The sequence below is a fragment of the Burkholderia sp. BCC1640 genome (assembly GCF_902833125.1).
In the GTDB taxonomy this organism is placed as follows: domain Bacteria; phylum Pseudomonadota; class Gammaproteobacteria; order Burkholderiales; family Burkholderiaceae; genus Burkholderia; species Burkholderia diffusa.
In genome coordinates this window covers 37,309-63,620 of the sequence record NZ_CADFEF010000030.1, presented here as the reverse complement: position 1 = coordinate 63,620, position 26,312 = coordinate 37,309, and the positions used below count along the sequence as shown (strand labels likewise).

Genomic DNA, 26,312 nt, shown 5'->3' with positions numbered 1-26,312 from the left:
ATGAAGGTTTGGAAACAAGCGGCGGTAGCGGTATTCGGGCTGGCCGCGCTGGCGACATCGGCCAGCGCGGCCGACAAGAAGTTTGTGATCGGCTATACGAATCTGGCAGACACCGACGTGTTCACGATGAGCCGGAAGACTGCCTTTGCCGACGCGGTCAAGGCGGACCCGGGCCTGAGCGTGGTCTATACGGACGCAAACGGCGACGTGAGCCGCCAGCTCGACCAGATCGACAACTTCATCGCGCAGAAGGTCAACGTGATCATGATCGTGCCGGTCGACTATCGCGGCATCGTTCCCGGTGTCGAGCGGGCCAACAAGGCCGGCATCCCGGTGATCGCGCTCGGCATCCAGTCCGCTAGCGGCAAGTATACGTTCGTCGGTTCGAAGAACTACGATGCCGGCCGCCTGCAGGGCGAGTACTTCGACTCGGTTTTGCCGAAGAATGCGCAGATCCTCTACCTGCAGGGTACGCCGGGCCTTTACCACTCCAAGGAACGCCTGGCCGGCTTCGTGCAGACGCTGGCCAAGCGTCCCGACGTCAAGATCCTGTCGAACCTGCCGGCCGACTACGATCGCGCACAGGGCATGAAGGTTACCGAGGACTGGGTTCAGCGATATCCGAAATTCGATGCGATCGTCGCCGCGAACGACCAGATGGCGCTTGGCGCGCTGGAAGCGCTGAAGACGGCAGGGCGGCTCAAGGGTGTCGCGATCTCTGGCGTTGACGGGACCGCGGACGCGATGCGGGCGATCAAGGCCGGCGAGATGTCCCAGACCATCTTCCAGAACGCGAAGGGACAGGCGCAGGCCGCATACCAGGTTGTCGAAACGCTCAAGAGCGGCAAGCCGGCTCCCGCCGAAGTGATCGTCCCGTTCGAATCCGTGACCCGCAGCAACGTAGGAAATTACCTGAAGTAGGGCAGGCGAGCCGGTGTATAGCCCGATATGCGTCGGCGTATGAGGAACTAAAAAAACATCAATAGATTAGGTATGCAAAGGAGATTTTCGATGGAGACGAAATTACTCAGATTCATGGCCGGTACGGCGCTGTGCGGCGCCACGGCATTAGCGCATGCGCAGAGCAGTGTTACGTTGTATGGAATCGTGGATAACGGCCTGCAATACGAAACGGGTCTGCCCGGCGGCAACCGGCTGTCGGCCGAATCCGGCGGCTGGGGTGAATCGCGCTTCGGCATGCTCGGTAACGAGAACCTGGGCGGCGGCCTGCAGGCCACGTTCCGCCTAGAAGCGCGCCTGAACACGCTGAACGGCTCGGTGGCGAACGGTTCGTTCTTCGAGGGGCAGGCGACCGTGGGTTTGCGACACGACGCGTATGGTGCGATTCGTCTCGGCAATTTCGGGGCGAGCGAGCTGTTGCAGGATACCGGTGAGCTCGATCCGCAGCAGACCAAGAAATATTCGTTCGGCACGCTGGTACGCGGCCGCATGTTCCCGCAGGCCTCGAACGGCATCGAATATACGTCGCCCGATTTCGGTGGTTTCACGGTGAAAGGCCAGTACAACCTCACCAATTCGACCAAATGGAATGCGGGTACGCCGGGCACGGCGCCGGGGCAACTGGGCACGGCCACTGGCTTGGGTAGCTCGCAAGGCCGGGCGGATGGCCTGAAGTTGCAGTACAAGGCGTCGAACGTCGAAGCGCAGCTGATCTATGATGAGATTCGCGATGGCAACGGCAAGTTCAGCAACGTCTATCTGGCCTCGCGCTCGATCTTCGCCGGGGCGTCGTACGGAATCGGACCAGTGACGCTGTATGCGGGCTACGTCCACCTGAGCGCGCCGGACGCATCGAATGCCGGGTATTACGGAACGGGCACGCCGTCGGCACAGCCCGCCGGCGTTTCCTTGCCGACCGCGGTCGACCAGGAGTGGTTCGGCGCGCAATGGGCCGTGACGCCGGCGACAGCCGTCATGGGTGCCGTGTATCACGCCAACGCCAATCACGGTAATGGCAACGGCACGCTGTATACGCTGTCCGGCATCTACTCGCTGTCGAAGCAGACGCGGCTTTATACGGAGCTCGGCTATCTGCGCAACAGCGCGACGTCGAATCTCGGGCTGAACGGCGGGACCTACGGGGCCAACAACGTGAACGATCCGGTCAACGGCAGCGCATCGAACCTGAATCCAGGCTATGGACGCAGCCAGTTCGGCGTGTTCGCGGGAATTGCCACGCAGTTCTGACGCACTGTCCGGTGCAGGAACCCTCTTGTGCGGGCCGTACACGTCGGCCGAAACGGCATGCGACGCGGCGCGCGCAGGAGATCCGAGCAATATCCCGCCGCCGCCGCGCGTTGGCGGCCTTCCGTATGAGAGGCACGATGAAACCGCTTAAAGTCGGTGTACTGGGCGTGGGCGACATAAGCGACGTCTATCTGCACAATCTTGCGAAATACCCGATTGTCGAGCTTGCCGCAGTGGCCGGTCGCGATCTCGAGAAGGCGCGTGCGAAGGCGGCGGCACACGGCGTCCCGAAAGCGTATCCGGATGCTGCCTCGCTGATTGACGATGTCGGGATCGATATCGTCCTGAACCTGACCACGCCTGACGTGCATGCGGAACTGACGCTGGCTGCGCTGCGCGCCGGCAAGCACGTCTATAGTGAGAAGCCGCTCGCCACGACGTTTGCCGAAGGAAAGGCGCTGTGCGAGGATGCGCGCCGGCGCGGTCTGACGCTCGGTTGCGCACCCGACACGGTATTGGGAGGGCGCCTGCAGACCTGCCGTCAATTGATCGACGAAGGTGTGATCGGGATTGTGCACGGCGCGACGGCATTTGCGGTGAGCCGAGGCCCGGAGTGGTTCCACCCGAATCCCGCTTTCTTGTATCGGCGCGGAGGCGGGCCCTTACACGATATCGGACCGTATTATCTGAGCGCGCTGGTGTCCCTGTTGGGGCCGGTGCGGCAATGCTCGGCGGTCGCAGGCCGGGCATGTTCGGAGCGTGTCGTCGAAAGCGGGCCGCTTTGCGGCATGCGCATTCCGGTCGACGAGCCGACTCACGTGGCCGCCAACCTAGTGTTCGTGTCGGGTGCACTCGTCACCCTGATCGTAAGCTATGACGTATGGGATTCCGAGTTGCCAAGGATGGAACTGTATGGTACGGCCGGCACCTTGTGCCTGAACGACATCGATCCCTGTGACGGGCCGAATCTGTTCGGCGGTGATCTGCTGCTGCGCACGCGCGACGACTACCGGTGGGTCGAGCTGCCTCGCGGCGAAGCTGCACGGCGCCCATGGAAAAAGGTACCGATCGAGCGGCCATTCATCGAGACGAGCCATCGCGAAAACAGCCGTGGCATCGGACTTGTCGACATGGCCATGTCGATTGCCGAGGGGCGTGCGCCCCGTGCTAGCGCCGAGATGGCCCTGCATATCCTTGAGATAATGCATGGCATGCTCGAGTCGGCGGCTAACAACGTGACCTATCCACTTGAAACCCGGATGGAGCGACCGGAGCCAATGTGGCTGCAGTTCCAAGATTGCCTGAGCCATGAACCACTCGAACCGGCCCGCGCCTGAGACGATGCGTCCCGATTGCATGTCCCGCACCGGACTGGCGGGTAATCCGGACGAGTCGCGGCTCGACGGTGCCGACCAGCTATTGTCGCAAATTCGCTCCGAGTACGACGCGCTGAGTCCACGGCTTAAAGCGATTGCCCACTTCATCGATACCCATGCCGATCAGGTCGGCATACTGGATATTCGTAGCGTCGCCGAGCAATGCGGTGTGCATCCGTCGGCAGTTGTGCGCTTTGCTCAGTACTTCGGTCTGTCCGGCTACGCGGACCTGAGGCGGCGGTTTCGTCATCGGATCGGGTTGCCGCGGCCGATGCGGTGGGACGCTAAGGACGTACACGATGAGGCCGCGACCAATGGACTAGAAGGAATGACTGAATCGGTGTTGGCGTCCAGCGTGGCAGCGGTCGCACGTCTGCGCGAATTGCTGGCATCCGAAGACTGGACGCGCGCGCTGGTCATGCTGCGCGATGCCGCTACGATCTGGGTAATGGGAGCGCATCAGGCGTTTCCGGTTGCATCTCATTTGGCGCAGGCCTTGCACCAGACAGAGAAGACGGTCTCCCTCTTCTTGACGGTCGGTGAGATGGATGTCGGCCAAGTGCGCTTGGTGAGGGCGGGCGACGTTTTCGTGGCGCTTGAATTACCCCCTTACAGCGACGAGACGTGCCGTATTGCCAAACTCGCGAAGCTCAATGGCGCTCAGCTGGTCCTGATGACCGACAGTCGCCTGTCACCGCTCGCGCGGGATGCCGATGCCTTGCTGCGGTTGGACGACAGTGCTGTATTCGGATTCCATTCGATCACCGCTGCCTCAACGGCAGTGCAGCTTTTGTTCATGTCGTTGCGTTACGTCGAGCAGTATGGCGATTAGGGCAGGCGTACCAACCTACGCGCGGATTTTTCCGCTTCCGACATGACGTGATCAAAATGGTCGGAACAGCCCGACGATTCGATTGCGACCGGCGATCGCGTTTCTCTAGCTGATGGGCGTGATCCCTCTAGCGCGAAGATTTGCAGACTGCGAGATACAGGCTCTGGTAGTAAAGTCATCACAAGATTGCGATTTTATTCGAAATAGTTATCATTCTCGTTTGACAAACACATGCTCAATAGGTGTTGTTTGCGGGGTAGTGGAAGCCGCTGTTGCCTCCGATCTTGCGTTTGCCGCCGCACCCCCGACACGCAGGACGTATTCGCAAGACCGTGGCGACGGTAGGGGGACCGCATACGTAACAGAGTCCATGACGGGACTTTGGTGAGATCTTGTCGGGAATTTGCTCGGCGCCCCTCTGCCAGCAACGCATTGCGGACGATACTAGATTGGCGTCGAGCCAAGTATGGGTAGGATCGTGGGTAGGGTGCCATCTGTGATTGAGGGAGTCTTACCTGGCGGGGCGGTGCGAGCGGTAGTTGTAGTCGGCTGCCTTCCGCCATGCCGGGCTTCCGCGGCGTTCCTTGAACTTCCTCTGAAAGTCCGCAAGCCCATGATTTTGCGGAGTTTTGTGGGTAACGATGTGCTTGCGACGTCCAGCCGCGTCCTCCACAATTTCCTCACGAAACATGGGTAGCAACATGGGTTTTGTGGGTAGGAAAGGAGGGCGGCATGGCGGGACGACAGTTGCATCGGCTTAGCGCGCTGCGGGTCGCGAAGGCGGTGGATCCAGGACATTATGCCGACGGCGGTGGCCTCTTCATGCAGATCGCCGGCAGTGGCGCACGCTCATGGGTGTTTCGCTTCACGCTCGACAGGCGAGTGCGCGAAATGGGCCTCGGACCGCTTTCGCGAGTCTCGCTTGGTGAAGCGCGAAAGCTGGCCACTAGGTACCGCGAGATGGTCCGGGATCAGGTCGATCCCATCCTGGCACGGCGCGAAGAGCAGCGTCGTCGATTGCTCGACATCTCCGTCGATGCCAACGTGACGTTCCGTGAGGCAGCTGAAGCGTTCATTCGAGCGCACGAATCGGAGTGGCGAAACCGGAAGCACAGTCAGCAATGGGACACTACGCTGAAGACCTACGCCTATCCCATCATCGGCGATGTGCGTGTGCGCGACATCGACACAGCGATGATTGTCCGCATTCTGCAGCCGATTTGGACCAAAAAGGCAGGGACGGCGCGCCGTGTGCGGGGGCGCATCAAGGCGATCCTGGACGCGGAGACCGTGATGGGCCACCGCGCCGGTGGTAACCCTGCTCGTTACGTAGACCATCTCCAACTGGTGTTACCACGGTCAAAGAAACGCTCGCAGGTAAAGCATCATCCGGCGTTGCCTTGGGAAGACCTTCCGACGTTTATCCGGGAACTGGAGCTTCGTCCCCGACGCGCGGCACGGGTGCTGCACCTGCTTATTCTCACGGCGACCCGCACGAATGAGGCGCGGTTTGCGCGGGTTGAGGAGTTTGATCTCGATAATCGTGTCTGGAGTATCCCGGGAGATCGCACGAAGAGCGGTCGGCCGCTGCGCGTGCCACTTTGCAAGCGTGCCGTCGAGATCGTACGCAGTGCGCTACCGAAGGCGAAGTATGGATATCTGTTTCCCGGTTGCACGGAAGGGCGCCCACTGTCGAACATGGCGATGCTGTCACTGCTGAAACGCATGTCGTACTCCGGCATCACCGTGCACGGTTTCCGGTCGACATTTCGTGACTGGGTCGCCGAATGCACCGACTATCCGGATTCTTTGGCAGAGGAAGCGTTGGCGCACATCATTACTTCGCAGACGATCGCGGCTTATCGGCGTCGCGATCAACTCGAAAGACGGCGGCTCATGATGGAGGACTAGGGGGCGTATTGTTCAAGCGGACACATGCTTGAAGCGTCAATGGCACCGGTCATGCCGCAAACGTTCGCTGCCTAAATCGACGCTGCTTCTGTTCGGGGAACGGTGCTGCGGGTCGGGCGGGTTCGCACTCGCCCAGTATCGCGAGTGCGAGGCTGTGTCGTCAGTATGTCGCCTGATCCTGATGCAATGCGGGCCAAATTCATCGACATCTGGTGGTACCGCTGCCAAGTGTGAAATAGAGTCGCCGCTGAAACGAACTGCATGGATTCTGAAGGACCGTGGGGTGTCTTCAACGTCGGGCCCGCCAAGGCGGATCTGAATCACTTGGGTCGGCACGGCTTGATACACATTCACGGGGCCTGCAGCATGAAGCTACAGGCCCAGAGTGCGCCCGTCGGGCGCCCGATCGCTACGCTGCGGTGATCATTCGGCGATCAAGAAGCGGTCACGTTTCTTACCCTTGATCCATGACGGTTCGCGGCCACGTCCGCTCCACGTTTTGCCCGTTTTCGGATCCTGATACTTCGGCGTTGCGGGTTGGCTGCCATTCGCGCTACGTACGCGCTTACGGCCGAAGATCTGGTCCGGCGTGAGTCCGTACTCCTGAACCCGCGCGCGAACTTCTTCAAGCACAGTCTCTAGTTCGGCCTGCCGAGCTTCTTCCGCTTGCACGAGCAGTGCTTCAGCCTTGGCTTTCAACTCTTGATAGGTGGCCATTCTTCACTCCACGTGGTTAAAAGAAACAGTATTGAAATCGTCGCTTCGAAGAGTCCAATTCGGCGCGGCGCATCGGGTCTGCGACATGTCATTGTCGGAGGCGAAATTGGAACGATTACGCGATTTTCTCATCGTTTTGACCAGGAGTCGATCATTTATCGTCTCCGAGGCCGCGAATTTGGTGGGACATCGAAGCCGTACATTGGATTATTGCGGTTGGGTATGCAAATTCCTGACGATCATCAGCAAATAGTCGTGCGACCGTACGTCGCCCACCGATGTACGGTCAAGCGCTCCGATCCAGCAGGGGCGGCGGCCCTCTCTATTGAATTACGTCGTAGGCACAATGAGGAGAGCTATTTTTGTGTTCGTCAGACCGTGTCAAAGCGTAAAACGTCAGACAAGCCACGTTATTTTTTCGTACGTGCGTGACCTCGTTCAACTTCGCAGACGCGCTGATCGGTACCCCCAAATCTTTACAGTTGACTCTGTTGCGAGGAGGAACGAAAAAAGATGAACCGATTTGCGCCAGCGCGATGAGTCCGGCCAGGTCGGTGCATCATCGGTCCGATTTCTCGCGGCGTGTGGAGTACACATCGCCACGTTCGAGGCGAGGCCTGTTATGGAGCAACGCGATAATGTTTGGCGATCGAGTGATACAAGCGCATGCTCGGCACCGGCCTGCGATTGCGCGACCTTACAGATTCGTTTGCGAAGGGCCGAAACGCAGATTCGGCGTCTCACAAGATGCGTTCAACTGAAAGACGAGAAGCTGTGCGAGCTCAGCAAGGTCCTGGCGAACTCGGCGACCGCGCACTACTGCGTTGAAGAGCGATTGCAGCGTGAACTTGACGCGTTGCGGATAGATCTGCAGGCCGACGTACCGAGCGATCACTACGGTCCTGTTGATGGCAATTCGATGGGAGGCGGTGTAGTCGTTTGCCTGCCTTACCTGACCACGATCCTCTCAGTTTTGTTCGACGCGATGCATATGTTCTGGACGGACTGCGATGGCGGTCGTCTGCCAAAATCTTCGACTGTCGCTCATGCGATTGATGAACGTCTCGGACTGCGCGCACAGGCAAGCGGCGAGGGTTCGCGCACCGGTCAGGCCTACGCGTCCGCCATCCGGCCGGATTGGGTGAAGGATGCGGATAACCGGCATCACCGGCGGCGATGCTCGGCTACGGCGACGTCGCCGCGTCGGTCGCGAACAGCTACAGCCGTGACAGCGGCGGCAACAATCCGTCGGTGACGGCGAGCTATTCCTCGTCGTTCGCGGTGGCGCGACAGGGCGTATTTCTCGGTGCATCCGCGTCGCAGTCGGATCCGCTGGCGGGTTTCGCCGTCAGGGTTGGCAAGCGCGACAATGCGAGCGGCATGGCGGCCGAGGTGCGCAGCGATTCGAGCGCGAAGATCAAGGTGGGTTTCGGGCAGCGCGCGCTGCTGCCGGTGTCGGCCTTCACGCCGGTGACGACCGAAGTGAACGACGCGGGCGCGCATGCGTCTGCGGGCGCGACGAGCGTGACCGAGGGGCTCGGCAAGCGCACGCTGTTCATGGTTCCGGGGCAGCTCGCGCTGCGCAACGTCGACGCGAAGGTGACGTACACGTACGTCGGCCAGGCCCTCTCGAAGGGTGGCATGCCGCTGTCGGACAGCGTGATTCTCAACGGCGCGATGCCGTTGATCGACAGTCAGGGCGGATTCATTGCCGAACTCGACCATAAGGAAAGCGAACTGTTCGTCGTGGACGGGCCGACGCTGATGCGGTGCCCGCTGCACGTGAAGCGCAAGCAGGACGTGCTGATGATGGTGGGCAAGGTGCGTTGCGAAGTGGCCGGGCCGGATGCGCTGCCGGAATCGCTGCGCAAGCAGGCCCGCGTGCGCAAGCTGCTGGAGCATCGCTATGTGATGTCGATGCGGGCGCGGACGACAGGTGTGACCGACGCGGAGCAATGACGCGCACGATCTGTGCCGGCAGGCACCTCACGCTGCCGCTTGCTTTGCCGAAACGATAAGGAAACAGCTACTCAAATGCTTCAGATCAATCGAATTCGCTGTCGGGCAATTGTCCTGGCGGCCGCATTGGGGGCGATCGCGCTTGACGCATCGGCGGCCTCCCAGCAGCCGGCCAACCGCAACGATACGGCGGAAGCTACGCTGGATCGCGCCGCGCCGCAGGGGGACGTCGTGATTTTCGACAACGCTTCGGGAGGTTACGATACGAGCGAGCCCAAAAAATGGGCGAGGAATTCGTGGACTTGCCAATCGGCTACCGACGCGGCGACCGGCGCGTGCAACACATCACCGGCAACAGACGCGACGGGCGAATCGAGCATCATCAAGCTTTCGTTCAAGGAAGAAAAGACCGGTGCCACGGCCGTGCTGAATCTTCACGGACAGTCGGTGCTCACTCGCAGGCTGGATTGCAACAAAAACGTCATTCCGTTAGTATTGTCGATCGCGACAAAGCCAATTAACGAGGCGAACCCCTACTACGTGGCCCAGTGCGACTCCTCAATCGAATGGGATGGCCGCAGTCTCTTCGTCAAGATTCCCGCCGCGGAGCTGAAGAAGCTCCCGTCCGGCGGAACGTGGAAGGCGAATCTTTGGCTGAACCTTAGGCAATGGGCCACCTCAGGTACTCATCCGACGATCGCCGTCTTCAAATCGGCGATCGAGCTGGACGTCACCGACAAGAACAACATCCAGGTCTATCTGCCGGAATACACGAGCGCGACGCCCACCGTCGACCTCAAGCTGCGCAAGCTGCCGAACGGCAGCAGGATGTCGGGCACGTCGAACGTCGACATGTGCCTGTACGACGGCTACAACTCGCAGAGCACGTGGTTCGACGTGTCGGCGAGCGACGGTCTCACGGTCGATCGCCGCGACAAGGGTCAGTATTCGGTGCTGCTCGATAAGGACAAGAGCGGTGCGTACGAATCGCGTATCGACTACAACGTGAGCCTGACGTATGCGGGCAAGAAGATCGCGCTGCCGAACAACGAGACGGTGCGGCTCCAGGGCGTGAACAACAGCGCCGGTCGCTCGGTATCGCTGCCGGGCATTTCGGTGCCGGTCATTTGCACCCCGACGCCGCTGACACTCGAGACGCCGGAATTCCAGTCGGTGTGGAAGCGTCCCGGCAAGTACAGCAACAAGCTGACGATCACGTTTACGCCGTCGTCGGCGAGTCTGTAAGCCAGGCCGTATCGTGCGTCCTGGCCATCGCGTCACCGGCAATCGGCGCGATACTGTGGACGGCGTTGGCTGGGAGTCGCTCTTCGTCGCAGTGGACGATCATGTCCGGATTGCCTACACGGCGATACATCCACGAGAGGCGCGCGACACCGGCCTGCCGCTGATCACGCCCGTCCCATGATCCGCGTGCCGAGCGAGATGCCGAGTTCGGATAGCGAAGCATTGGTCGCGAGCTGGGCGGCTTCCCAGCGCGACAGCGCGGTGTCGAATGCGCTTGCGTGCACGCCACCGCGCAGCGCTTCGGCAAGACCGACGGCATTCTCCGCCGCCTTCGCGACCCCGGCGGCCGTATGCGGTCGCACGAGGCAGGCCGCGTCGCCGAGCAGCACCGCGCGGCCGAACGCCATGCGCTCGACCGCAAGATCGAGGATCGCCTGCGCGAACGGCGCCCGGGTCGCGTCGACGAGCGCGGCGAGCGTCGGCGCGAGCAACCGGCGGCCGGCGTCCACGAGTTCGAGCCGGTTGTCGTCGCGCATCGCGCCGGGCGGCAGCGAGCCGTCGCGCTGCGTGCCGTCCTGCGTGAGAAACAGCGATGGCACGCGATCCTGCTCGAGCCGCCGGTACCAGACCCAGTTCACGCGCCGCTTGCCCGGCTCGATCGCGCCGTCGCGGCCGGGCACCAGGTAGGTCAGGAACAGATGCGCGTTGCCTTGCTGGAACGTGAACCGATCGCGCAGCACCCGCAGCACCGTGTCGGGAAGCGTGTGCTCGTCGACGAGCCCGCGCCACGCGACGTAGCCCGCATACGCGGGCCGCGCGTCGGACAGCAGCTGGGCGCGCACGGCCGAGCGGCCGCCGTCCGCGCCGACCAGCAGGTCGGCATGCTCGACGCTGCCATCCGCGAAATGCGCGATCACGCGCGCGCCGTCCTGTTCGAACCGCTCGAACGATACGCCGGCGTGCACGACGCCGGCGGGCAGCGCGCGCTTCAGCGCGGTGTAGATCACGTTCCACGCGGTCTGCGCTTGCGGCATGTAAAGGCGCTGCACGATCCGGTCGTGCTCGTCGAGATAGATCCGGTCGACCGAATCGACGCCTGCATCGCGCGGCACCGGCACGCCGCCGAATGCGAACGCGCGCTCGATCGGCGGCTGCAGCACGATGCCGCCGCCGCGGCTGTCGAGGTCGTGCGGCGATTGCTCGAATACCTTGACGCGCCATCCGGCCGCGCGTAGTGCTGTCGCCGTGAACAGCCCGCCCACCGATCCGCCGATGACGATCGCCGACGGGCCCGAAACGTCGCTCATGATTCCCTTCCCCCGATGATTTTTCGCGCGCGGCGACTCAACCTTCCCAGTGCTTCAGGAGGACCGCCGGCCACGCATTCACACGCGCCGGCTGTTCTTCGCGCGCCATGTTGCGCTCGTCTTGGCCGACGGCCGGCCCGCTGCCGGCGTCGACGTCGTGCTGGCGGAAACCGTTCGCGGTGACGGTGCGATGAGCGATCGAAGGCGTGTCGGCGGTCAGGTGACGGTCACCATGCGGTTCGGCCCGCACGCGCCCGGACGCGGGCGCAAATGCCTTTCGAGGATAAGCGAAGCGACCGGCACGCCGGATGAATTGTTCTGAATTCGTCGGGCGGCGCGCGGGGCCGCGCTACACGCGGCGGCGTCGCCGTGCGGCCGCGCCGGCCGCGAGCTGCTTGAGCGTAGCGGGCGTGCCGTGGAGAAACGCGTCGACCAGCCGTTCGATTTCGGTGTCGAGATCGTCGGGCACCGGCAGCCCGTAGACCCACTTGCGAACGCCGAAATAGAAGATGCTCGCGTGCAGGCTCCAGACGAGCTCGATTTCCGCGTTGCGCTGGGCCTCCGTCGCCGGCGTGGCGATGTCGTATTCGTGGCGCAGCTCGCGCAGCACCGGCAGGAACACGCGTTCGCGCAGCCGCGACAGATAGCGCGTGTTGAAGCCCTCGCGGCTGAGCCCCGCGAAGATGAAGGTGCGGATCCATTCGCGCCGCAGGATGGTTTGCGCGTACGCGCGGTAGAACGCGACGAGCCGTTCCTGCAGCGGGACCGTGCGATCCGCGATCATTTTTTCCCAGTCGGGGCTCCACGTGTAGACCTCGTCGTACACGCGATCGATCAGCGCCTCCTTGCTCGGGAAATACCGGTACAGCAGCGGCTGGGTGACGCCGATCTGCCGCGCAAGCTCGCGCGTGCTGCCGGAAAAGCCGTGCGTCGCGAAGTGCTCGATCGCCTTCTCGACGATCTGCCGCTCGCGCGCTTCCGGCGCGAGGCGCCGGCCCGGCGTGACGGCGTTGCCGTCGGCGTCCGTCCCGCGCTCGCGGGCTGGCGTGCTGCGTTTTCTTTCGGTCATGCATCGGCTCCTGATCGCGTGCGCGCTTAAGCTATCGATCGAAAAATAACACGATCGGACCGCGAGGACCGCGCGCGGCGTGCTTGTCGACGCGATGCGGGACCCGTCGCGCAAGTGCCTCGCGTCGCGTCGAGCGCGCCATCCGGCCGGGCGCCCGGGCGTCCTGTTCAGGAAAATTCAGGCCCATCGCCATGACATTAAGACGCGCCTTAACTAGTCTTGCTTCCGAACAGCCGTTTGGACCGGACGCCAGTCGGCACCGCCGGGCCGTTCGGCACAACCGGAGCGGAACATGCGTGATCTGATCTCGCCGGACGCACGCATCGCGTGCGCCGGCGCCACCGTCGCCATCCAGGAGGCCGTGTCATGCCGACGGTAACCGCGGCCGCGGCGCCCGATCACGTGCGCGGCGAGGACGTGTTTCTCGCGTCGATCGCCGGCTACGTCGACACGCTCGGCTTCGTCGCGCTGTTCGGCCTGTTTACCGCGCACGTCACCGGCAACTTCATCCTGATCGGCTCGGGGCTGGCCGGTGTCGGGCAAGGGCTCGCGATCAAATGGCTCGCGTTCCCGGCCTTCATCGCCGGGATCGTCGGCGCGCGCGTGCTCGACCACCGGATGCGTTCGCTGGGCCACGGCCCGCGCGCGCGTTCGCTCTATGCGCTTCAGGCCGTGCTGCTGGCCGGGTTCATGCTGGCCGGCGTGATGGCGTCGCCGATCGCCGACGCCGATGCGCCGCGCACGATCCTGTGCGGTCTGCTCGGCGCCGCGGCAATGGGTGTCCAGAATGCGCACGGCCGGCTGACGGCCCGCTCGGTCGTCGCCAACACGGTGATGACGGGCAACGTCACGCAGGCGGTGATCGATGCGTTCGACTGGCTCGTGCCGCTTGCCGCGCCGGCCGAACGTGACGCCGCGCGCGTGCGGCTGCGGCGCACGCTGCCGCCGGTCGCGGCCTTCGCGATCGGCGCGGGCGCGGGGGCCGCGGCGTACGTATTCGCCGCCTTCTGGGCGCTGGCGCTGCCGCTCGCGACCCTGTGCTTCCTCGCCTATCGATCCGGCCGGCCCGATGACGGGCCGGCATCACGCTGAATCCACGCGCGCCGCACGGCAGCGCTTGCCACTTTCAAGGAGAATTTCGATGATTGCACTGAAGTTGCGACAGGTATTGCGGATGACGGCCGCGTCGACGGCCGTGCTCGGCGCATTGCTGGCGACCGCGCCGGCCCACGCGGACGAGACGCGTCTGCTCGAGACCTCGTCGGCGAAGGTGCCGGCCGTCTCGGTCGGCCCGCAATACGACACGACGCACGTGTGCGTCGCGCCGGCAGACTTCGACCGCTTCACCGACAGCTTCGTCGCCACGTTCGGCGGCAAGAAGTCGCAGCAGGGCGTGTTCCAGGTCACGCCGACGCCGAGCCAGACGATGTCGCAGCTCGTGTTCACGCCGTCCGGCACGATCTCGGTGTTCGGCTTCAAGACGCCGATCCCGTACCCGTTCTGCGAGGAGCGCACCGGCTACCTCGTCACCGACATGGACGTCGCGATGAAGTCGGCGCGCGCGCACGGTGCGGACGTGGTCGTCGACACGTTCCCCGATCCGATCGGCCGCGATGCGATCATCCGCTGGCCGGGCGGCGTGAACATGCAGCTGTACTGGCACACCCAGGCGCCGCACTACGATCCGCTGCAGACCGTGCCGGAAAACCGCGTGTACGTGTCGCCGGAAAGCGCGAGCAAGCTGGTGCACGACTTCGTCGCGTTCTCGCGCGGCAAGGTCGTGTCCGACGTGCGCAAGGCGCCGGGCATCGAGATCGGTCGGCCGAACGACACGTACCGCCGCATCCGCATCGAGTCGGGCTTCGGCAAGATGACCGTGCTGGCCACCGACGGCCATCTGCCTTATCCGTTCGGGCGCGAAATGACGGGCTACGAAGTGGCGGACCTTGCGGCCACGCTGGAGAAGGCGAAGGCCGCCGGCGTGACGGTGCTGGTGCCGACCTTCACGTCGGACGGGCGCGATGCGGCGCTCGTGCAGTTCCCGGGCGGCTACGTCGCCGAGATCCACGCGCGGTCGAAGTGATGGACCGGCGGTCGATGAGGCGGACGTGGCGGGGCGTGTTGCCGGCCGCCGTGCTGGCGGGCGGCGTCGCGACATACGCCGGGACGGCGGCCGGCGCCGAGGAAACCGCGGCGCCGGCCTCGACCGCCGCCGCGACGTGCACCGCGAAGCGTCCCGCGGTGCTGTTCAACCGCTGGCAGGAAGACTGGTCGGTACTCGCGAATCCGTGCGTGCCGCGCAAGCCGCTCGACGGGCTGAAGTACATCCCGCTGGGCGGCGACCCGTCGACTTACCTGTCGCTCGGCGCGAACCTGCGCGAGCGCTTCGAGCTGAACAACGCGCCGCTGTTCGGGCTCGGCGCCGCCCACGACGACAACTACGTGATCCAGCGCGCGACGGTGCACGCGGATCTGCGCTATGCCGGGCATTTCCAGGCGTTCGTCCAGTTCGTCGATGCGCGGCCGTACGGCAAGGACACGGTCGGCCCGGTCGACAAGGATCAGCTCGACATCGAGCAGGCGTTCGTCGCGTATGTCGACCAGCTTGGCGGCGGCACGTTCAAGGCGCGCGTCGGCCGGCAGGAAATGGCGTACGACTTGCAGCGGTTCGTGTCGGTGCGCGACGGGCCCAACGTGCGCCAGGCGTTCGACGCGCTGTGGGCGGATTATGAAATCGGCAACTGGCGGCTGATCGGCTATGTGACGCGCCCCGTGCAGTATCGCAACGACGCGGTGTTCGACGACGTGTCGAACCGGCACCTCAGATTCGACGGCGTGCGAATCGAGCACAACGCGGTGGGGCCGGGCGAATTGTCGGGCTACTGGTCGCGCTATACGCGCGACAACGCGCGCTACATCGCGGGGGCCGGCACCGAGCGGCGCGATGTGTTCGACATGCGCTACGCGGGCAAGTCTTCCGGGTTCGATTGGGACGCCGAAGCGATGCTGCAGACCGGGCACATCGGCCAGGACACGATCGGTGCATGGGCGTTCGGTGCGCTGGGCGGCTATACGTTCGCGAAGACGCCGGGCACGCCGCGCATCGGCATCCAGGTCGACGGCGCGTCGGGCGACAAGCATCCCGGCGACGGACGCATGGGCACCTTCAATCCGCTGTTCCCGAACGGCTATTACTTCACGCTGGCCGGCTACACGGGCTACAGCAACCTGATTCACGTAAAGCCGTCGCTGACGTTCAAGCCGGCCGGCAACGTGACGGTGCTGACCGCGGTCGGTTTCCAGTGGCGCGCGACAACGGCCGACGCGATCTACGGGCAAGGGATGCAGGCCGTGCCAGGCACGGCCGGCAAGGGCGGCGCGTGGACCGGCATGTACGCGCAGGCCCGCGTGGACTGGCTCGTCAATGCGAACACGGCGCTGGCGGTCGAGGCGGTGCACTTCCAGCTCGCCGATTCGATTCGCGCGCTGGGCGCGCGCAACGCCGACTATGTCGGCGTGGAGGCGAAGTTCGGCTGGTGACGCGGTGACGCGGTGCGCCGCTCGGCTCAGTGCTGCGCGCCCGCGAGCGTCTCGACGAAGTCGATGAACGCCGTGACGCGCTTCGAGCCGCGCTGATTCGGCAGATACAGCGCGGTGACGACCGAGCGCGCCGCGTCGGGCATGACGTCGTACGCTTCGAACAGCCTGCGCAGACGGCCCGACTGGACGTCGCCGTCGACCAGCCAGTCGGGCAGCAGCGCGATGCCGGCGCCGTCGAGCGCGGCATCGCGCAACACTTCGCTGTGGTTCGACTTCAGCCGTCCGGCGACCAGCACTTTCGTCGTGCCGTGCGCATCGGCGAACGACCACGCCTGCTGGTCGCCGCCGAAGTGAAAGCGCAGGCACTGATGGTCGACCAGTTCGGCCGGGCTACCCGGCGCACCGTGCGCATCGAGGTAGTCGTGGCTCGCGACGACGAAGCGCTGGAAGGTGCCGAGCTGCCGCGCGACGACCTCCGCGGACGGCGCCGCCTCGCCGAGGCGGATCGCGACGTCGATCCGGCCGGCGACGAGATCGACGCGTTCGTCGGTGAGCTGCAGGTCGAGGTCGAGCTTCGGGTAGCGCGCGAGGAAGGCGCCGATGTGCGGCGCGATGCGACGCACGCCGTACGCGACGGGCACCGACACGCGCAGCGGTCCGGACGGCTCGTCGCCGCGATCGGAGACGAGCGCGTCGGCTTCCGCGAGTTCCTCCAGCAGCCGCTTGGCCCGCGCGTAGTACACGGAGCCGGCATCGGACAGCGTGACCTGGCGCGTCGTGCGGTTCAGCAGCACGGTGCCGAGCGATGCCTCGAGCGCATCCACCGCGCGCACCACCGACGAGGCCGCGAGATCGAGACGCCGCCCCGCGCTCGAGAAGCCGCCGGCTTCCGCTACTTCCACGAACGCGCGCAGCGCGGAGAATTTGTCCATGTCGTTGCCTTTGTGCATGCCGCAACGATGCGTTGCGTGCCGCTCGCATTCTATCGCCGGCCGGCAAGCGCTATCTTCGAGACTGCAATCAACAGGAGAGCGCAATGAATTCCGTCGAAGTCACGATCACCTACGACCTCATCTGCCCGTGGTGCTGGATCGCCGAGCGCAGGCTCGCGGAGGCGATCGACGAAGCCGGGCTCGCTGGCGACGTGAAGGTCCGGTTCGTGCCGTTCGAACTGAACCCGACGATGCCGGCCGCGGGCATGGACCGCAAGGCGTATCGCAGCGCGAAGTTCGGCAGCTGGGCGCGCTCCCAGGCACTCGACGCGCAGGTGGCCGACGCCGGCCGCGCGGCGGGCCTCGTGTTCGATCATGCGCGGATCGCGCGCACGCCGAACACCCGGCTCGCGCACCGGCTCGTCTGGTTCGCGCAGCAGCGCGGCGGCGCGGCCGCGCTCGTCGATGCGCTGTTCGCCGCGTACTTCCGCGACGGCCGCGACATCGGCGATGCGAATGTGCTGGTGGAGCTTGCGGCGGGTGCCGGTCTGGCCGGCGACGCGGTGCGGGCGTTCCTCGCCTCTGACGAAGGGCTCGACGCGGTGATCGCGCTCGAGGCCGATGCGGTGCGCGCGGGCGTCGCGTCGGTGCCGTCGACGCGGATCGGAGCCACGGTCGTCAGCGGCGCGCAGCCGGCCGCCGTGTTTCGCGATGCGTTGCTCGCCGCGCACCGCGCGCATCATCCGGTCGCATGAATCCGGCCCGCAGCCGCGGCGCGTCGATTTTCAGAACGTTTCATATTCGGCTCAGGATTATTGCGAAACCGAACGGTACGCTCCATGTTGCGCGCATTTCGTCTGCTGGAGCGGCAGGCGCCGCGCGACGTCGACACGCAACCGTGGAACTCGGACATGAACACACTGAACCGGCGCATGCGCGCGTTGCGCTCCGACGCCATGCTGCTCGCCGCATGGTGCGTCGGCCTTCTCGCCTCGGGCGCGTTTGCCGCCGGGCCGGGCGAGGGTGTCAGCGCGACATGCCGCGCCGCCATGCGCCGGGAGGATGGCCGACGATGCGCGCGAAGAGGCGGTTCAGGTGACTCTGGTCGGCGAAGCCGCACGCGGCCGCGATTTCCGCGAGCGTCATGTCGGTCGTCTCGATCAGCTCACGGGCGCGCATCACGCGCTGCTCCAGCAGCCATTGATGCGGCGTGCGCCCTGTCGTGCGCGAGAACGCGCGGATGAAATATCCGCGCGACAGATCGCATTCGTTCGCGACTTCCTCGATCGATACGCCGAGGTTCGCCTTCTCCATCAGCAGTTCCTTGGCGAGCGCCGTCTTGGCCGGCGACAGCAGGCCCTTGCGCTGCAGGTCGCGCGCATGCGCACTGCCGTACTGGCACGCGAGATGCGTGCCGATCGCGACGCCCATCTGCTCGACGAACAGCGTGTTCAGCGCACCCGGCACGTCGAGGCTGTCGGCGACCGCGTGCGCGAGGTGGCCGAGCACCGCGTCCTGCACGTCGGGCGCGCAGGTCAGGCCGGCGATTTCGGTGCCGTCGTGCTCACGGTCGAGATGGCCGAGGTAGCTGTGCGACAGCTCGATCAGCATGAAGTCGAACTTGCCGTACAGGTCGGCGCGGAAATTCCGGGAAAAGTCGCGAATGTAGATGGAGTTGTGCTGAAACCGTCGCTCGGATTTGCCCGTGCCGCCATAGATCGTGCGCCGGTGCCCGCCGTTCAGCGATACGCCGATCAGGAAGCCGCGATCGCTGGCGGCCATCTCGATGCGCTCGAATTGTTCGTCGCGCATGCATTTGCGATGGAGGGTCAGGCCGCCGGCCGACCTTTCAATATCCTTGGAAAGCAGGCTCGACATGCATCCGAGCGTGTCTTTCGGTGGCGCCGCGGCGGGCGCGACGAGGGCATCTGACATGATGGAGCGTCCTTCGAGGGGTACGGCGCGCGAGCATTCTTGCGCGCAGTTTATACGGCGCGCCCGACAGGCCCACTGTAACTTGAATAAATGTCCGCTTGCTGATGAAAAATGCGTCGGCCGGGCCGGTTCATTGTGCCAGCACGCGAACGATTTCGCCGTCGCGCGAACGGCCTGCGGAGACAGCGGGCCGAATGATACTGCCCCATTCGGGTTCTCGCCGCCCGCGTGTCCGCCGCGTGCCGTCACGGCGGGCGCGAGTGCATTTTCATTCAAGATTTTTCTTTATGCGGCGTTTAGACTCGGCCCACTTTTTGACATTTCGTGCCCCGCGTGCCGCGCAGGCCCGGTGCGGGCTTCCGCCCCGGTGAACCGTGCGTTCACATGGCGGTCATCGTGGGGAACCTGGAGGCGGCCATGATCCAGATCGGGAATTTGTCGGTGGATTTCGAGCAGCGCGACATTCGCCATCACGGCGCGTCGCTGCGGATTGGCGCGCGCGCGCTCGACATACTGGAAGTACTGCATCGCGCGAACGGATCCCTCGTGTCGAAGGACGACATCATGGACGCGGTATGGCCGGGCCTGATCGTCGAGGAGAACCGGCTGCAGGTGCACGTCGCGACGCTGCGCAAGGCGCTGGGCCCGAACCGCGATCTGATCAAGACCGTGCCGGGCCGAGGCTACCTGCTGATCGCGCATCCGCCGGTCGCGCACACCGTGGCGCCGCCCGCGCCCGACGTGGCGCACGATACCGAAGCAACCTCCCATCCGGTGCCGCTCGTCGGGCGTCAAACCGAGATCGGGCAGATCGTCGACATGCTCGAACGGGTGCCGGTCGTCACGCTCGTCGGCGCGGGCGGCATCGGCAAGACGAGCCTCGCCGCGCGCGTCGCGCATGAATTGCGCGCGCGCTCGGGTGAGCGCGTGCTGTTCGTCGAACTGGCGTGTGCGACGACGCGCGACGACGTGCTGCGCGCGATTGCCACCGAACTCGGGCTCGACGCGGACGGCGTGCCTGCCGTCGAGCGGATCGGCGATGCATTCGCCGCGTCGCGCGGCCTGCTCGTGCTCGACAACGCGGAGCACGTCGTCGATCTGGTGGCCGACCTGGTCGAAACGCTGACGTCGCACAGCGCGGCGCTGCGCGTGCTCGTGACGAGTCGCGAGCCGCTTCATATTTCGGTCGAAGCCGTGTTTCGCGTGAGCCCGCTGGCGGTGCCGGACGGGCGCGCATCCGTCGACGAGATCGTGCGCCATTCCGCCGTCGAGCTGTTTCTGGCGCGGATTCGCGCCGCCACGCCCGATTGCGCGGTCGATGCGGCTGGCCTCAGGTTGATCGGCGATATCTGCCGGCGCCTCGACGGGTTGCCGCTCGCCATCGAGCTTGCGGCCGCGCGCGTCGCGACGCTCGGGCTCGAGGTCGTCGCGGCGCGTCTCGACGACAGGCTGAACCTGCTGACGGGCGGGCTACGGTCGGCCTTGCCGCGCCACCAGACGTTGCGGGCCACGTTCGACTGGAGCTACGTGTTGCTGGATGCGGCTGCCCGGTCGCTGTTGCGCCGCATGGCCTGCTTCATCGGTCCGTTTACGTTCGATGCCGCGCGCGACGTCGCGATGGACCCGGGCATGCCGGCCGCCGAGATAGTCGCGCTGCTCGGCGAGCTGGTTGCGAAGTCGCTGGTCGCCGTCGAATTCAACGGCGCGCAGGCGCGCTACCGGCTGACCGAATCGACCCGCGCGTACGCGCTCGAGAAACTGCACAACGAAGGCGAATTCGACGCGGTCGCCGCACGTCATGCGCGTTACGAACACGAGCAGGCGGAAGCACGAATACTGGCCCAGGCACAGCCCGCGCACGCCGCGGGCCTGCGTCCCGACGCAGATGTGGCGCCGCTTCGCGAACGCGCGGCGGCCGGGCCGCAGGCCGCGGAAATCGACGGGCTGGCGCAGGCGTTGCTCGAGCCGGCGCGCATGCGCGAATGTTCGCTACCCGCGCGACGCGCACTCGACGCGCTCGACGCCGGCGCGCCGGAGGCTGTCGACGCCGCGCGCGAGATGCGCCTGCGCGCGGCCTATGCGGCTGCACTGCTGCATACCGACGGCGATACGCACACGGCCGCCGCGATGTGGGACAGGACGCTCGGTCTCGCGGGCCGGGTCGGCGACGACGCGTTCGACGCGCGCGCGCTGGTCGGGCTGTGGAACACCATGCTGACGCGCGCCGACATTCATGAATCGCTGCGCTATGCGACGCGCTTCGAGCGGGCCGCGCAGCGGCGGGGCGACCCGTCGCAACGGCTGCTGGCGAGTGCGATGGTCGCGACCTCGCTGCATTACTTCGGCGAGCATGCGCAGGCGCGCGAGCGGCTCGAGGCGGCGACCGCCGAGCTGGCCGACGCGGGTGAACCGCCGTGCGCCGAAGCCGCACTGGGCATCGACGTCGCGACGCTCGGCCGGACGATGCTGATGCGGCTCGTCTGGATCCAGGGCGATCCGGATTACGCGATGCGGCTGTCGGCGCAGGCGGTCGAATGCGCGCGCCGCAGCGGCTCGGGGCTGGCGTTGTGCGTCGTGCTCGGTGCCGCGGCCGTGCCGATTGCGTTGCGCTATGGCGATCACGATGCGATCTCCGACCATCTCGCGACGCTGCGCGCGACCGCCGACGCGAACGGCTTCGACATCTGGCGAAGCCATGCCGAATGTCTCGCCGGGCGGTTCGACATGCAGGCAGGCCATCCGGGCGCCGGCCTCGCGCGCCTCGAGCCCGCGCTGCGACGCATCGAAGCGAGCGGGTTCCGGCGGCTGCTCGCGCCGCTGGTCGTTGCCTACGCGGAAGGGCTGACGCGCACCGGCCGTGCGGCCGACGCATGCACGAAGCTCGACGCGACGCTCGCGCGCTGCCGCGCGCACGGCGAGCATCTGTTCGTGCCCGAACTGCTGCGCGCGCGCGGGCTGGCGACGCTCGAACAGGCCCGCGCCGCCGATCCGGATCGCGCGGCCGCGTGCGAAGCGGACGGGCAGCATCATCTGTTGACGGCGATCCAGACGGCGAACGCGCAAGGCGCCGCGATGTGGGCGCTGCGCGGCACGCTGGACCTGGCCGATCACCTGATCGAGCGCGGGCGCATCGCGCAGGCATCGTCGCTGGTGGCCGACCTGTCGGGGCAGATCGACCCGCAATCGCGCGCGTTCGACGTCCGGCGGCTGGCGCGTCTGCAGAACTTCGTTCGCCAGGAGACCAACGCGTCGACCAGCCCGACGCGCGCGCGACGCGAGGCGGCGGATGCGATGCAGTCGGCGGCGTGACGGCGCGCGGGCCGATCGTTCAATGTTCAAGGAGGAAGGGATGGTCGGTGGATCGTCAAACCGGATGCATGCCGCGTGCGGCCGCATGCCGGCTTTCGGCGCGGACGGGGGGGCCTGACGGTGCTCGAGACGACGGCATCCGCCGAAGCGGCGGACCTCATCGTATACAACGGCAAGATCGCGACGCAGGACGCGCGGCAGTCGTTCGTGACCGCGCTCGCGGTCAAGGACGGCCGGATTCTCGCAACGGGCAGCGGGCACGACGTGATGCGCCACGCGCGCGACGGCACGCTGCGCATCGACCTGAACGGCCGCACCGTGATCCCGGGGCTGAACGATTCGCACCTGCACGCGATTCGCGGCGGCCTGAACTTCAACCTGGAACTGCGCTGGGACGGCGTGCCGACGCTGGCCGACGCGCTGTGCATGCTGCGTCGCCAGGTGCTGCGCACGCCGGCGCCGCACTGGGTGCGCGTGGTCGGCGGCTGGACCGAATTCCAGTTCGCGGAAAAGCGCGGGCCGACGGTGGCCGAGCTTAACGCGATTGCGCCCGACACGCCGGTCTTCATCCTGCACCTCGGTGACAGCGCGCTGCTGAACGCGGCCGCGCTGCGTGCGATCGGCTACGGCCGCGACACGGGCGATCCGCCCGGCGGCGAGATCCAGCGCGATCGCCTCGGCAGGCCGACCGGCATGCTGATCGCGCGCCCGGACATGGGCGTCCTGCATGCGGCGCTCGAGCGCGGCCCGAAGCTGGACCGCGACGAGCAGATGAATTCGATGCGTCAGTTCATGCGCGAACTGAACCGCCTCGGCGTGACGAGCGCGATCGATGCCGGTGGCGATTTCCAGTCCTATCCGGACGACTACGGCGCGATCATGGCGCTCGCGCAGCGCGGTGAAATGACGGTGCGCATCGCGTACAGCCTGTTCGTGCAGCACGCCGGAGGCGAGATCGACGACTACGCGCAGTGGGTGACGCTGGCGAAACCCGGCGACGGCGACGCGTTCCTGCGCATGAACGGCGCGGGCGAACTGCTCGTGTATTCCGCGGCCGATTTCGGCAATTTCCTCGAGCCGCGCCCCGATCTGCCGGAAGCGCTCGAGACGGAACTGGCCGCCGTGGTGCGGCTGCTGGTGCGGCACCGCTGGCCGTTCCGGCTGCACGCGACGTACGACGAATCGATCGGCCGTTTCCTGAACGTGCTCGAAGCCGTGCACCGCGAGGTGCCGTTCGACGGACTGCGCTGGTTCCTCGACCACTGCGAGACGATCTCGGATGCGAACATCGCGCGCATCGCCGCGCTGGGCGGAGGCGTGACCGTTCAGCACCGGATGGCGTACCAGGGCGAGTATTTCATCGCGCGCTACGGCGCGGAAGCGGCCGCGCGCACGCCGCCGATCCGCGCGATGCTGGCGGCCGGGCTGCCGGTCGGCGCGGGCACCGATGCGACGCGCATCGCGAGCTACAACCCGTTCCTGTCGCTGTACTGGATGGTGTCCGGGCGCACCGTGGGCGGCACGGCGCTCTATCCCGAATGCAACCGGCTCAGCCGCATGGAGGCGCTGCGCCGCTACACGGTGGGCAGCGCGTGGTTCTCGAACGAAGACGATCGCAAGGGCGCGCTCGTGCCGGGCCAGTATGCGGATTTCGCGGTGCTGACGGACGACTATTTCACGATCGACGAGTCGCAGATCAAGTCGCTGGCGTCGGTGCTGACGGTCGTCGACGGCAAGGTCGTGCACGCCGACGACGAGTTCGGAACGCTGGCGCCGCCGCCGCTGCCGGTCAGCCCCGCGTGGTCGCCGGTGGTCGAGTTCGGCGGCTTCGCGCGGCGTGGCTGGACGGCCGCGATGCCGAAGCGCGCGGCGGCCGACGGCAACGCGGATGCGCGCGCCGCGCGCGGTCATGCGGGCCGTTTCGCGCAGCGCCTGCAGGCGGCCGCGCGGGAGGTCGTCGAGCAGTGCGAAGGATTGGTCTGCCACGGTGCCGCCTTTTAGGACGGCATGGGTCGGCGGGCGGAATGGCGGTGCCGGTGCGTACCGCGCGGCGAATGGATAATTTTGTGCCCCGGCAACGGGCAGAAGGAGACGAGATGAGTGCTGCGCACACGTGTGCACGGGCCGACGACGAAGTTGCCGGCGTTCGCATTCCCCGGACGCCGATGACGATCGAGGCCGTCGAGGCCGCATGCGCGTCGCTGCCGCGCGTGATCGCCGATCATGCATGCCGGGTGTTCGTCCTCGCGTCGCTCGCCGCGCGCCGTGCCGGCGAGACGCTCGATGCCGATGCGCTGTACGTGGCCGCGATGTACGCGAACATGGGCTTGAGCCCGGCCTACTCCCGCTCGACCGAACGCTACGAGATCGACAGCGCCGATGCCGCGCAGGCGTTCCTGTCGCGCCACCAGATTCTGCAGCAGCTGCGCGACGAGGTGTGGTGCGCGATCGCGCTGCATACGACGCCCGGCGTGGCCGCGCGCATGTCGCCGCTCGCGCGTGCGCTGGCGTTCGCCGTGTCGACCGACCTGATGGCGACGGGCTTCGACGCGTATTCGGCGGACGAGCGCCGCGCGCTGCTCGCCGCCTACCCGCGCGGCGAAGGATTCGGCGATGCGTTCCTCGACGCGCTCGCGCGCGGTGTCGCGCACCGGCCGGCGTCGACCTTCGGCACGTGGAGCGCGGACGTGCTCGATCGGGCCGATCCGGATTTCCGCCGGCCGAATTTCTGCGGCCGTGTGCTCGGTTCGCGCTGGCAGGACGCCTGAGCGTATTCTTCGCCATCCGAACGATTGGGCCGACTGCGGCGGCAGCGGGGGCTGCCGCCGGCGCAGTGCGTGGCCGGTCAGGCGGTCAGGCCCGCCGCGTCGTGACGCGCGTAGTCGACGTATCCCGCGCGGTCGCCGCCGTACCAGCCGACCGTCTTCGGCGCGGCGAGCGGCGCATTCGCGGCGATCCGCTCGACGAGGTCCGGGTTCGCGATGTATGCGCGCGCGAACGCGACGAGATCGGCATCGCCCGCGTCGATCAGCGCATTCGCGGCGTCCGGCGCGATGCCGCCGTTGACGATCAGCGTGCCGCGGTACGCGTCGCGCGTGTTGGCGATGATGCGCGGCAGGTCGGGCTCGCCGCTCCAGCCGTTGGTGTCCGCCGCGTGCACGTAGGCGACGCCGGCTTCGTCGAGCATGCGCCCGACGTAGGCGTAGGTCGCATCCGGATCCGCGTCGCGCACGTTGTTGTACTTCGCGTACGGCGAGATGCGCACGCCCACGCGATCGAGCGGCAGCACGCCGCCGACGGCATCGACGATTTCCTCGAGGAAGCGCGCGCGGTTCGCGAGTGAGCCGCCGTAGCGGTCGTCGCGGCGGTTCAGCGTCGACGACAGGAACTGGTGCGGCAGGTAGCCGTTGGCCGCGTGAATCTCGACGCCGTCGAAGCCGGCCGCCTTCGCCCGAAGCGCCGCCTGGCGGAATTCCTCGACCGTCGCGGCGACCTCGTCGGTCGTCATCGCGCGCGACGGCGTCGCATGAATCTTCGTGTAGTAGCCGTTCTGCAACTGCGCCCACACCTGCAACTGTTCGAGATCGTCGTTGACGCCGGACGGCGACAGCGGCGCCGCGCCGCCGAGCAGCGTCAGCGAACTGACCCGGCCGCCGTGCCACAGCTGCGCGAAGATGCGACCGCCGTTGGCATGGACCGCGTCGGTGACCTGCTTCCAGCCGGCCGCCTGCTCGTCGGTGACAAGCCCCGGCGTGAGTTCGAACGCCGCGGAGGCCGGGCTGACGTTGGTCGCTTCGGTGACGATCAGGCCGGCGGACGCGCGCTGGGCGTAGTACTCGGTCATGAGCGCGGTCGGCAGGCCGCGCGACGGCGCGCGAGAACGCGTCATCGGGCCCATCACGATACGGTTGGGAAGCGGCAGGCCGCGCAGATCGTAGTGGCTGAGCAAGGTGGACATGATGGATTCCTTGT

At 66.0% G+C, this 26,312-nt stretch carries 20 protein-coding genes and 2 pseudogenes; 16 read left to right on the top strand and 6 right to left on the bottom strand.

Annotated features, from left to right (window positions below):
• From HWX25_RS26750 to HWX25_RS26730, 5 genes are all read left to right on the top strand, one after another.
• Entirely contained in the window at positions 1-921 is a 921-nt protein-coding gene (locus tag HWX25_RS26750) for a sugar ABC transporter substrate-binding protein (RefSeq protein ID WP_043179523.1), read from the top strand.
• Positions 922-1,011: 90 nt separating this feature from the next.
• A complete protein-coding gene (locus HWX25_RS26745; protein WP_175911440.1) occupies positions 1,012-2,208 on the top strand; it encodes a porin in 1,197 nt (398 codons plus the stop codon).
• Positions 2,209-2,345: 137 nt separating this feature from the next.
• On the top strand, positions 2,346-3,545 hold the full coding sequence (locus tag HWX25_RS26740) for a Gfo/Idh/MocA family oxidoreductase (RefSeq protein ID WP_175911439.1): 1,200 nt from the start codon (positions 2,346-2,348) through the stop codon (positions 3,543-3,545).
• Positions 3,517-4,416: a MurR/RpiR family transcriptional regulator gene (locus HWX25_RS26735; RefSeq protein ID WP_175911438.1), complete on the top strand. Its 900-nt coding sequence runs from the start codon at positions 3,517-3,519 to the stop codon at positions 4,414-4,416. The genes HWX25_RS26740 and HWX25_RS26735 overlap by 29 nt, the downstream gene beginning before the upstream one ends.
• A gap of 732 nt (positions 4,417-5,148) precedes the next feature.
• Positions 5,149-6,327 carry a site-specific integrase gene (locus HWX25_RS26730; protein WP_175911437.1) on the top strand — a complete coding sequence of 393 codons (1,179 nt, stop codon included), beginning with the start codon at positions 5,149-5,151 and terminating at the stop codon, positions 6,325-6,327.
• 423 nt (positions 6,328-6,750) lie between these two features.
• Here HWX25_RS26730 and HWX25_RS26725 read toward each other — a convergent pair whose 3' ends face one another.
• Positions 6,751-7,044 carry an H-NS histone family protein gene (locus HWX25_RS26725; protein ID WP_059708362.1) on the bottom strand — a complete coding sequence of 98 codons (294 nt, stop codon included), beginning with the start codon at positions 7,042-7,044 and terminating at the stop codon, positions 6,751-6,753.
• Between the two features lie 1,185 nt (positions 7,045-8,229).
• On the opposite strand from HWX25_RS26725, the pseudogene cblC reads away from it, so the two are divergent.
• The 3 genes and pseudogenes from cblC to HWX25_RS26710 form a co-directional block, all read left to right on the top strand.
• Positions 8,230-9,003: pseudogene (gene cblC / locus HWX25_RS26720) on the top strand (cable pilus usher protein CblC); the annotation flags it as partial.
• Between the two features lie 75 nt (positions 9,004-9,078).
• Entirely contained in the window at positions 9,079-10,248 is a 1,170-nt protein-coding gene (locus tag HWX25_RS26715) for a CfaE/CblD family pilus tip adhesin (RefSeq protein WP_175911436.1), read from the top strand.
• Positions 10,247-10,405: pseudogene (locus tag HWX25_RS26710) on the top strand (IS481 family transposase); the annotation flags it as partial. The gene HWX25_RS26715 and the pseudogene HWX25_RS26710, both read left to right, overlap by 2 nt.
• A 7-nt stretch (positions 10,406-10,412) precedes the next feature.
• Here the strand turns inward: HWX25_RS26710 and HWX25_RS26705 are convergent.
• Positions 10,413-11,555: an FAD binding domain-containing protein gene (locus HWX25_RS26705; protein WP_175911435.1), complete on the bottom strand. Its 1,143-nt coding sequence runs from the start codon at positions 11,553-11,555 to the stop codon at positions 10,413-10,415.
• Between the two features lie 49 nt (positions 11,556-11,604).
• Here HWX25_RS26705 and HWX25_RS26700 point away from each other — a divergent pair, with 49 nt between their 5' ends.
• Positions 11,605-11,877 carry a hypothetical protein gene (locus HWX25_RS26700; protein WP_175911434.1) on the top strand — a complete coding sequence of 91 codons (273 nt, stop codon included), beginning with the start codon at positions 11,605-11,607 and terminating at the stop codon, positions 11,875-11,877.
• A 27-nt stretch (positions 11,878-11,904) separates the two neighbouring features.
• On the opposite strand, the gene HWX25_RS26695 is transcribed toward HWX25_RS26700, so the two are convergent.
• On the bottom strand, positions 11,905-12,624 hold the full coding sequence (locus tag HWX25_RS26695; protein WP_175911432.1) for a TetR/AcrR family transcriptional regulator: 720 nt from the start codon (positions 12,622-12,624) through the stop codon (positions 11,905-11,907).
• Positions 12,625-12,990: 366 nt separating this feature from the next.
• On the opposite strand from HWX25_RS26695, the gene HWX25_RS26690 reads away from it, so the two are divergent.
• Genes HWX25_RS26690 through HWX25_RS26680 form a run of 3 tightly spaced genes read left to right on the top strand, consistent with a single transcriptional unit; the run spans position 12,991 to position 16,164 of the window.
• Positions 12,991-13,716, top strand: a complete 726-nt coding sequence (locus HWX25_RS26690) for a YoaK family protein (RefSeq protein WP_059534426.1) — start codon at positions 12,991-12,993, stop codon at positions 13,714-13,716.
• 49 nt (positions 13,717-13,765) lie between these two features.
• The gene (locus HWX25_RS26685) at positions 13,766-14,707 is read left to right on the top strand and encodes a glyoxalase (RefSeq protein WP_175911430.1); all 942 of its coding nucleotides are present in this window, start codon (positions 13,766-13,768) and stop codon (positions 14,705-14,707) included.
• Positions 14,708-14,721: 14 nt separating this feature from the next.
• Positions 14,722-16,164: an alginate export family protein gene (locus HWX25_RS26680; RefSeq protein WP_059819790.1), complete on the top strand. Its 1,443-nt coding sequence runs from the start codon at positions 14,722-14,724 to the stop codon at positions 16,162-16,164.
• A gap of 26 nt (positions 16,165-16,190) precedes the next feature.
• Here the strand turns inward: HWX25_RS26680 and HWX25_RS26675 are convergent, their stop codons facing one another.
• A complete protein-coding gene (locus HWX25_RS26675) occupies positions 16,191-17,096 on the bottom strand; it encodes a LysR family transcriptional regulator (RefSeq protein ID WP_059534422.1) in 906 nt (301 codons plus the stop codon).
• Positions 17,097-17,200: 104 nt separating this feature from the next.
• Here HWX25_RS26675 and HWX25_RS26670 point away from each other — a divergent pair, with 104 nt between their 5' ends.
• Positions 17,201-17,851 (top strand): DsbA family oxidoreductase, encoded by a 651-nt coding sequence (locus tag HWX25_RS26670; protein WP_175911428.1) that lies wholly within the window; start codon positions 17,201-17,203, stop codon positions 17,849-17,851.
• Positions 17,852-18,122: 271 nt separating this feature from the next.
• Here the strand turns inward: HWX25_RS26670 and HWX25_RS26665 are convergent, their stop codons facing one another.
• The gene (locus tag HWX25_RS26665; RefSeq protein ID WP_175911427.1) at positions 18,123-19,031 is read right to left on the bottom strand and encodes an AraC family transcriptional regulator; all 909 of its coding nucleotides are present in this window, start codon (positions 19,029-19,031) and stop codon (positions 18,123-18,125) included.
• Positions 19,032-19,448: 417 nt separating this feature from the next.
• On the opposite strand from HWX25_RS26665, the gene HWX25_RS26660 reads away from it, so the two are divergent.
• The 3 genes from HWX25_RS26660 (at position 19,449) to HWX25_RS26650 (ending at position 25,108) form a co-directional block, all read left to right on the top strand.
• Positions 19,449-22,340, top strand: coding sequence for a winged helix-turn-helix domain-containing protein (locus HWX25_RS26660; RefSeq protein WP_175911426.1), 2,892 nt, complete (start codon positions 19,449-19,451; stop codon positions 22,338-22,340).
• A gap of 120 nt (positions 22,341-22,460) precedes the next feature.
• Complete coding sequence (locus HWX25_RS26655) at positions 22,461-24,341, top strand: amidohydrolase (protein ID WP_175911425.1); 1,881 nt, start codon at positions 22,461-22,463, stop codon at positions 24,339-24,341.
• A 95-nt stretch (positions 24,342-24,436) separates the two neighbouring features.
• Positions 24,437-25,108 (top strand): phosphohydrolase, encoded by a 672-nt coding sequence (locus tag HWX25_RS26650; RefSeq protein ID WP_175911424.1) that lies wholly within the window; start codon positions 24,437-24,439, stop codon positions 25,106-25,108.
• Between the two features lie 77 nt (positions 25,109-25,185).
• On the opposite strand, the gene HWX25_RS26645 is transcribed toward HWX25_RS26650, so the two are convergent.
• Positions 25,186-26,298: an alkene reductase gene (locus HWX25_RS26645; protein ID WP_059698924.1), complete on the bottom strand. Its 1,113-nt coding sequence runs from the start codon at positions 26,296-26,298 to the stop codon at positions 25,186-25,188.
• Between the last annotated feature and the right edge of the window lie 14 nt (positions 26,299-26,312).

What these genes read in the sequence shown, in the direction of transcription:
- HWX25_RS26660 (WP_175911426.1), top strand. Translation starts at nt 19,449, where the DNA reads ATGATCCAGATCGGGAATTTGTCGGTGGATTTCGAGCAGCGCGACATT.
- HWX25_RS26680 (WP_059819790.1), top strand. Translation starts at nt 14,722, where the DNA reads ATGAGGCGGACGTGGCGGGGCGTGTTGCCGGCCGCCGTGCTGGCGGGC.
- HWX25_RS26740 (WP_175911439.1), top strand. Translation starts at nt 2,346, where the DNA reads ATGAAACCGCTTAAAGTCGGTGTACTGGGCGTGGGCGACATAAGCGAC.
- HWX25_RS26645 (WP_059698924.1), bottom strand. Translation starts at nt 26,298, where the DNA reads ATGTCCACCTTGCTCAGCCACTACGATCTGCGCGGCCTGCCGCTTCCC.
- HWX25_RS26735 (WP_175911438.1), top strand. Translation starts at nt 3,517, where the DNA reads ATGAACCACTCGAACCGGCCCGCGCCTGAGACGATGCGTCCCGATTGC.
- HWX25_RS26675 (WP_059534422.1), bottom strand. Translation starts at nt 17,096, where the DNA reads ATGGACAAATTCTCCGCGCTGCGCGCGTTCGTGGAAGTAGCGGAAGCC.
- HWX25_RS26695 (WP_175911432.1), bottom strand. Translation starts at nt 12,624, where the DNA reads ATGACCGAAAGAAAACGCAGCACGCCAGCCCGCGAGCGCGGGACGGAC.
- HWX25_RS26685 (WP_175911430.1), top strand. Translation starts at nt 13,766, where the DNA reads ATGATTGCACTGAAGTTGCGACAGGTATTGCGGATGACGGCCGCGTCG.
- HWX25_RS26650 (WP_175911424.1), top strand. Translation starts at nt 24,437, where the DNA reads ATGAGTGCTGCGCACACGTGTGCACGGGCCGACGACGAAGTTGCCGGC.
- HWX25_RS26670 (WP_175911428.1), top strand. Translation starts at nt 17,201, where the DNA reads ATGAATTCCGTCGAAGTCACGATCACCTACGACCTCATCTGCCCGTGG.
- HWX25_RS26665 (WP_175911427.1), bottom strand. Translation starts at nt 19,031, where the DNA reads ATGTCAGATGCCCTCGTCGCGCCCGCCGCGGCGCCACCGAAAGACACG.
- HWX25_RS26705 (WP_175911435.1), bottom strand. Translation starts at nt 11,555, where the DNA reads ATGAGCGACGTTTCGGGCCCGTCGGCGATCGTCATCGGCGGATCGGTG.
- HWX25_RS26715 (WP_175911436.1), top strand. Translation starts at nt 9,079, where the DNA reads ATGCTTCAGATCAATCGAATTCGCTGTCGGGCAATTGTCCTGGCGGCC.
- HWX25_RS26730 (WP_175911437.1), top strand. Translation starts at nt 5,149, where the DNA reads ATGGCGGGACGACAGTTGCATCGGCTTAGCGCGCTGCGGGTCGCGAAG.
- HWX25_RS26725 (WP_059708362.1), bottom strand. Translation starts at nt 7,044, where the DNA reads ATGGCCACCTATCAAGAGTTGAAAGCCAAGGCTGAAGCACTGCTCGTG.
- HWX25_RS26690 (WP_059534426.1), top strand. Translation starts at nt 12,991, where the DNA reads ATGCCGACGGTAACCGCGGCCGCGGCGCCCGATCACGTGCGCGGCGAG.
- HWX25_RS26745 (WP_175911440.1), top strand. Translation starts at nt 1,012, where the DNA reads ATGGAGACGAAATTACTCAGATTCATGGCCGGTACGGCGCTGTGCGGC.
- HWX25_RS26750 (WP_043179523.1), top strand. Translation starts at nt 1, where the DNA reads ATGAAGGTTTGGAAACAAGCGGCGGTAGCGGTATTCGGGCTGGCCGCG.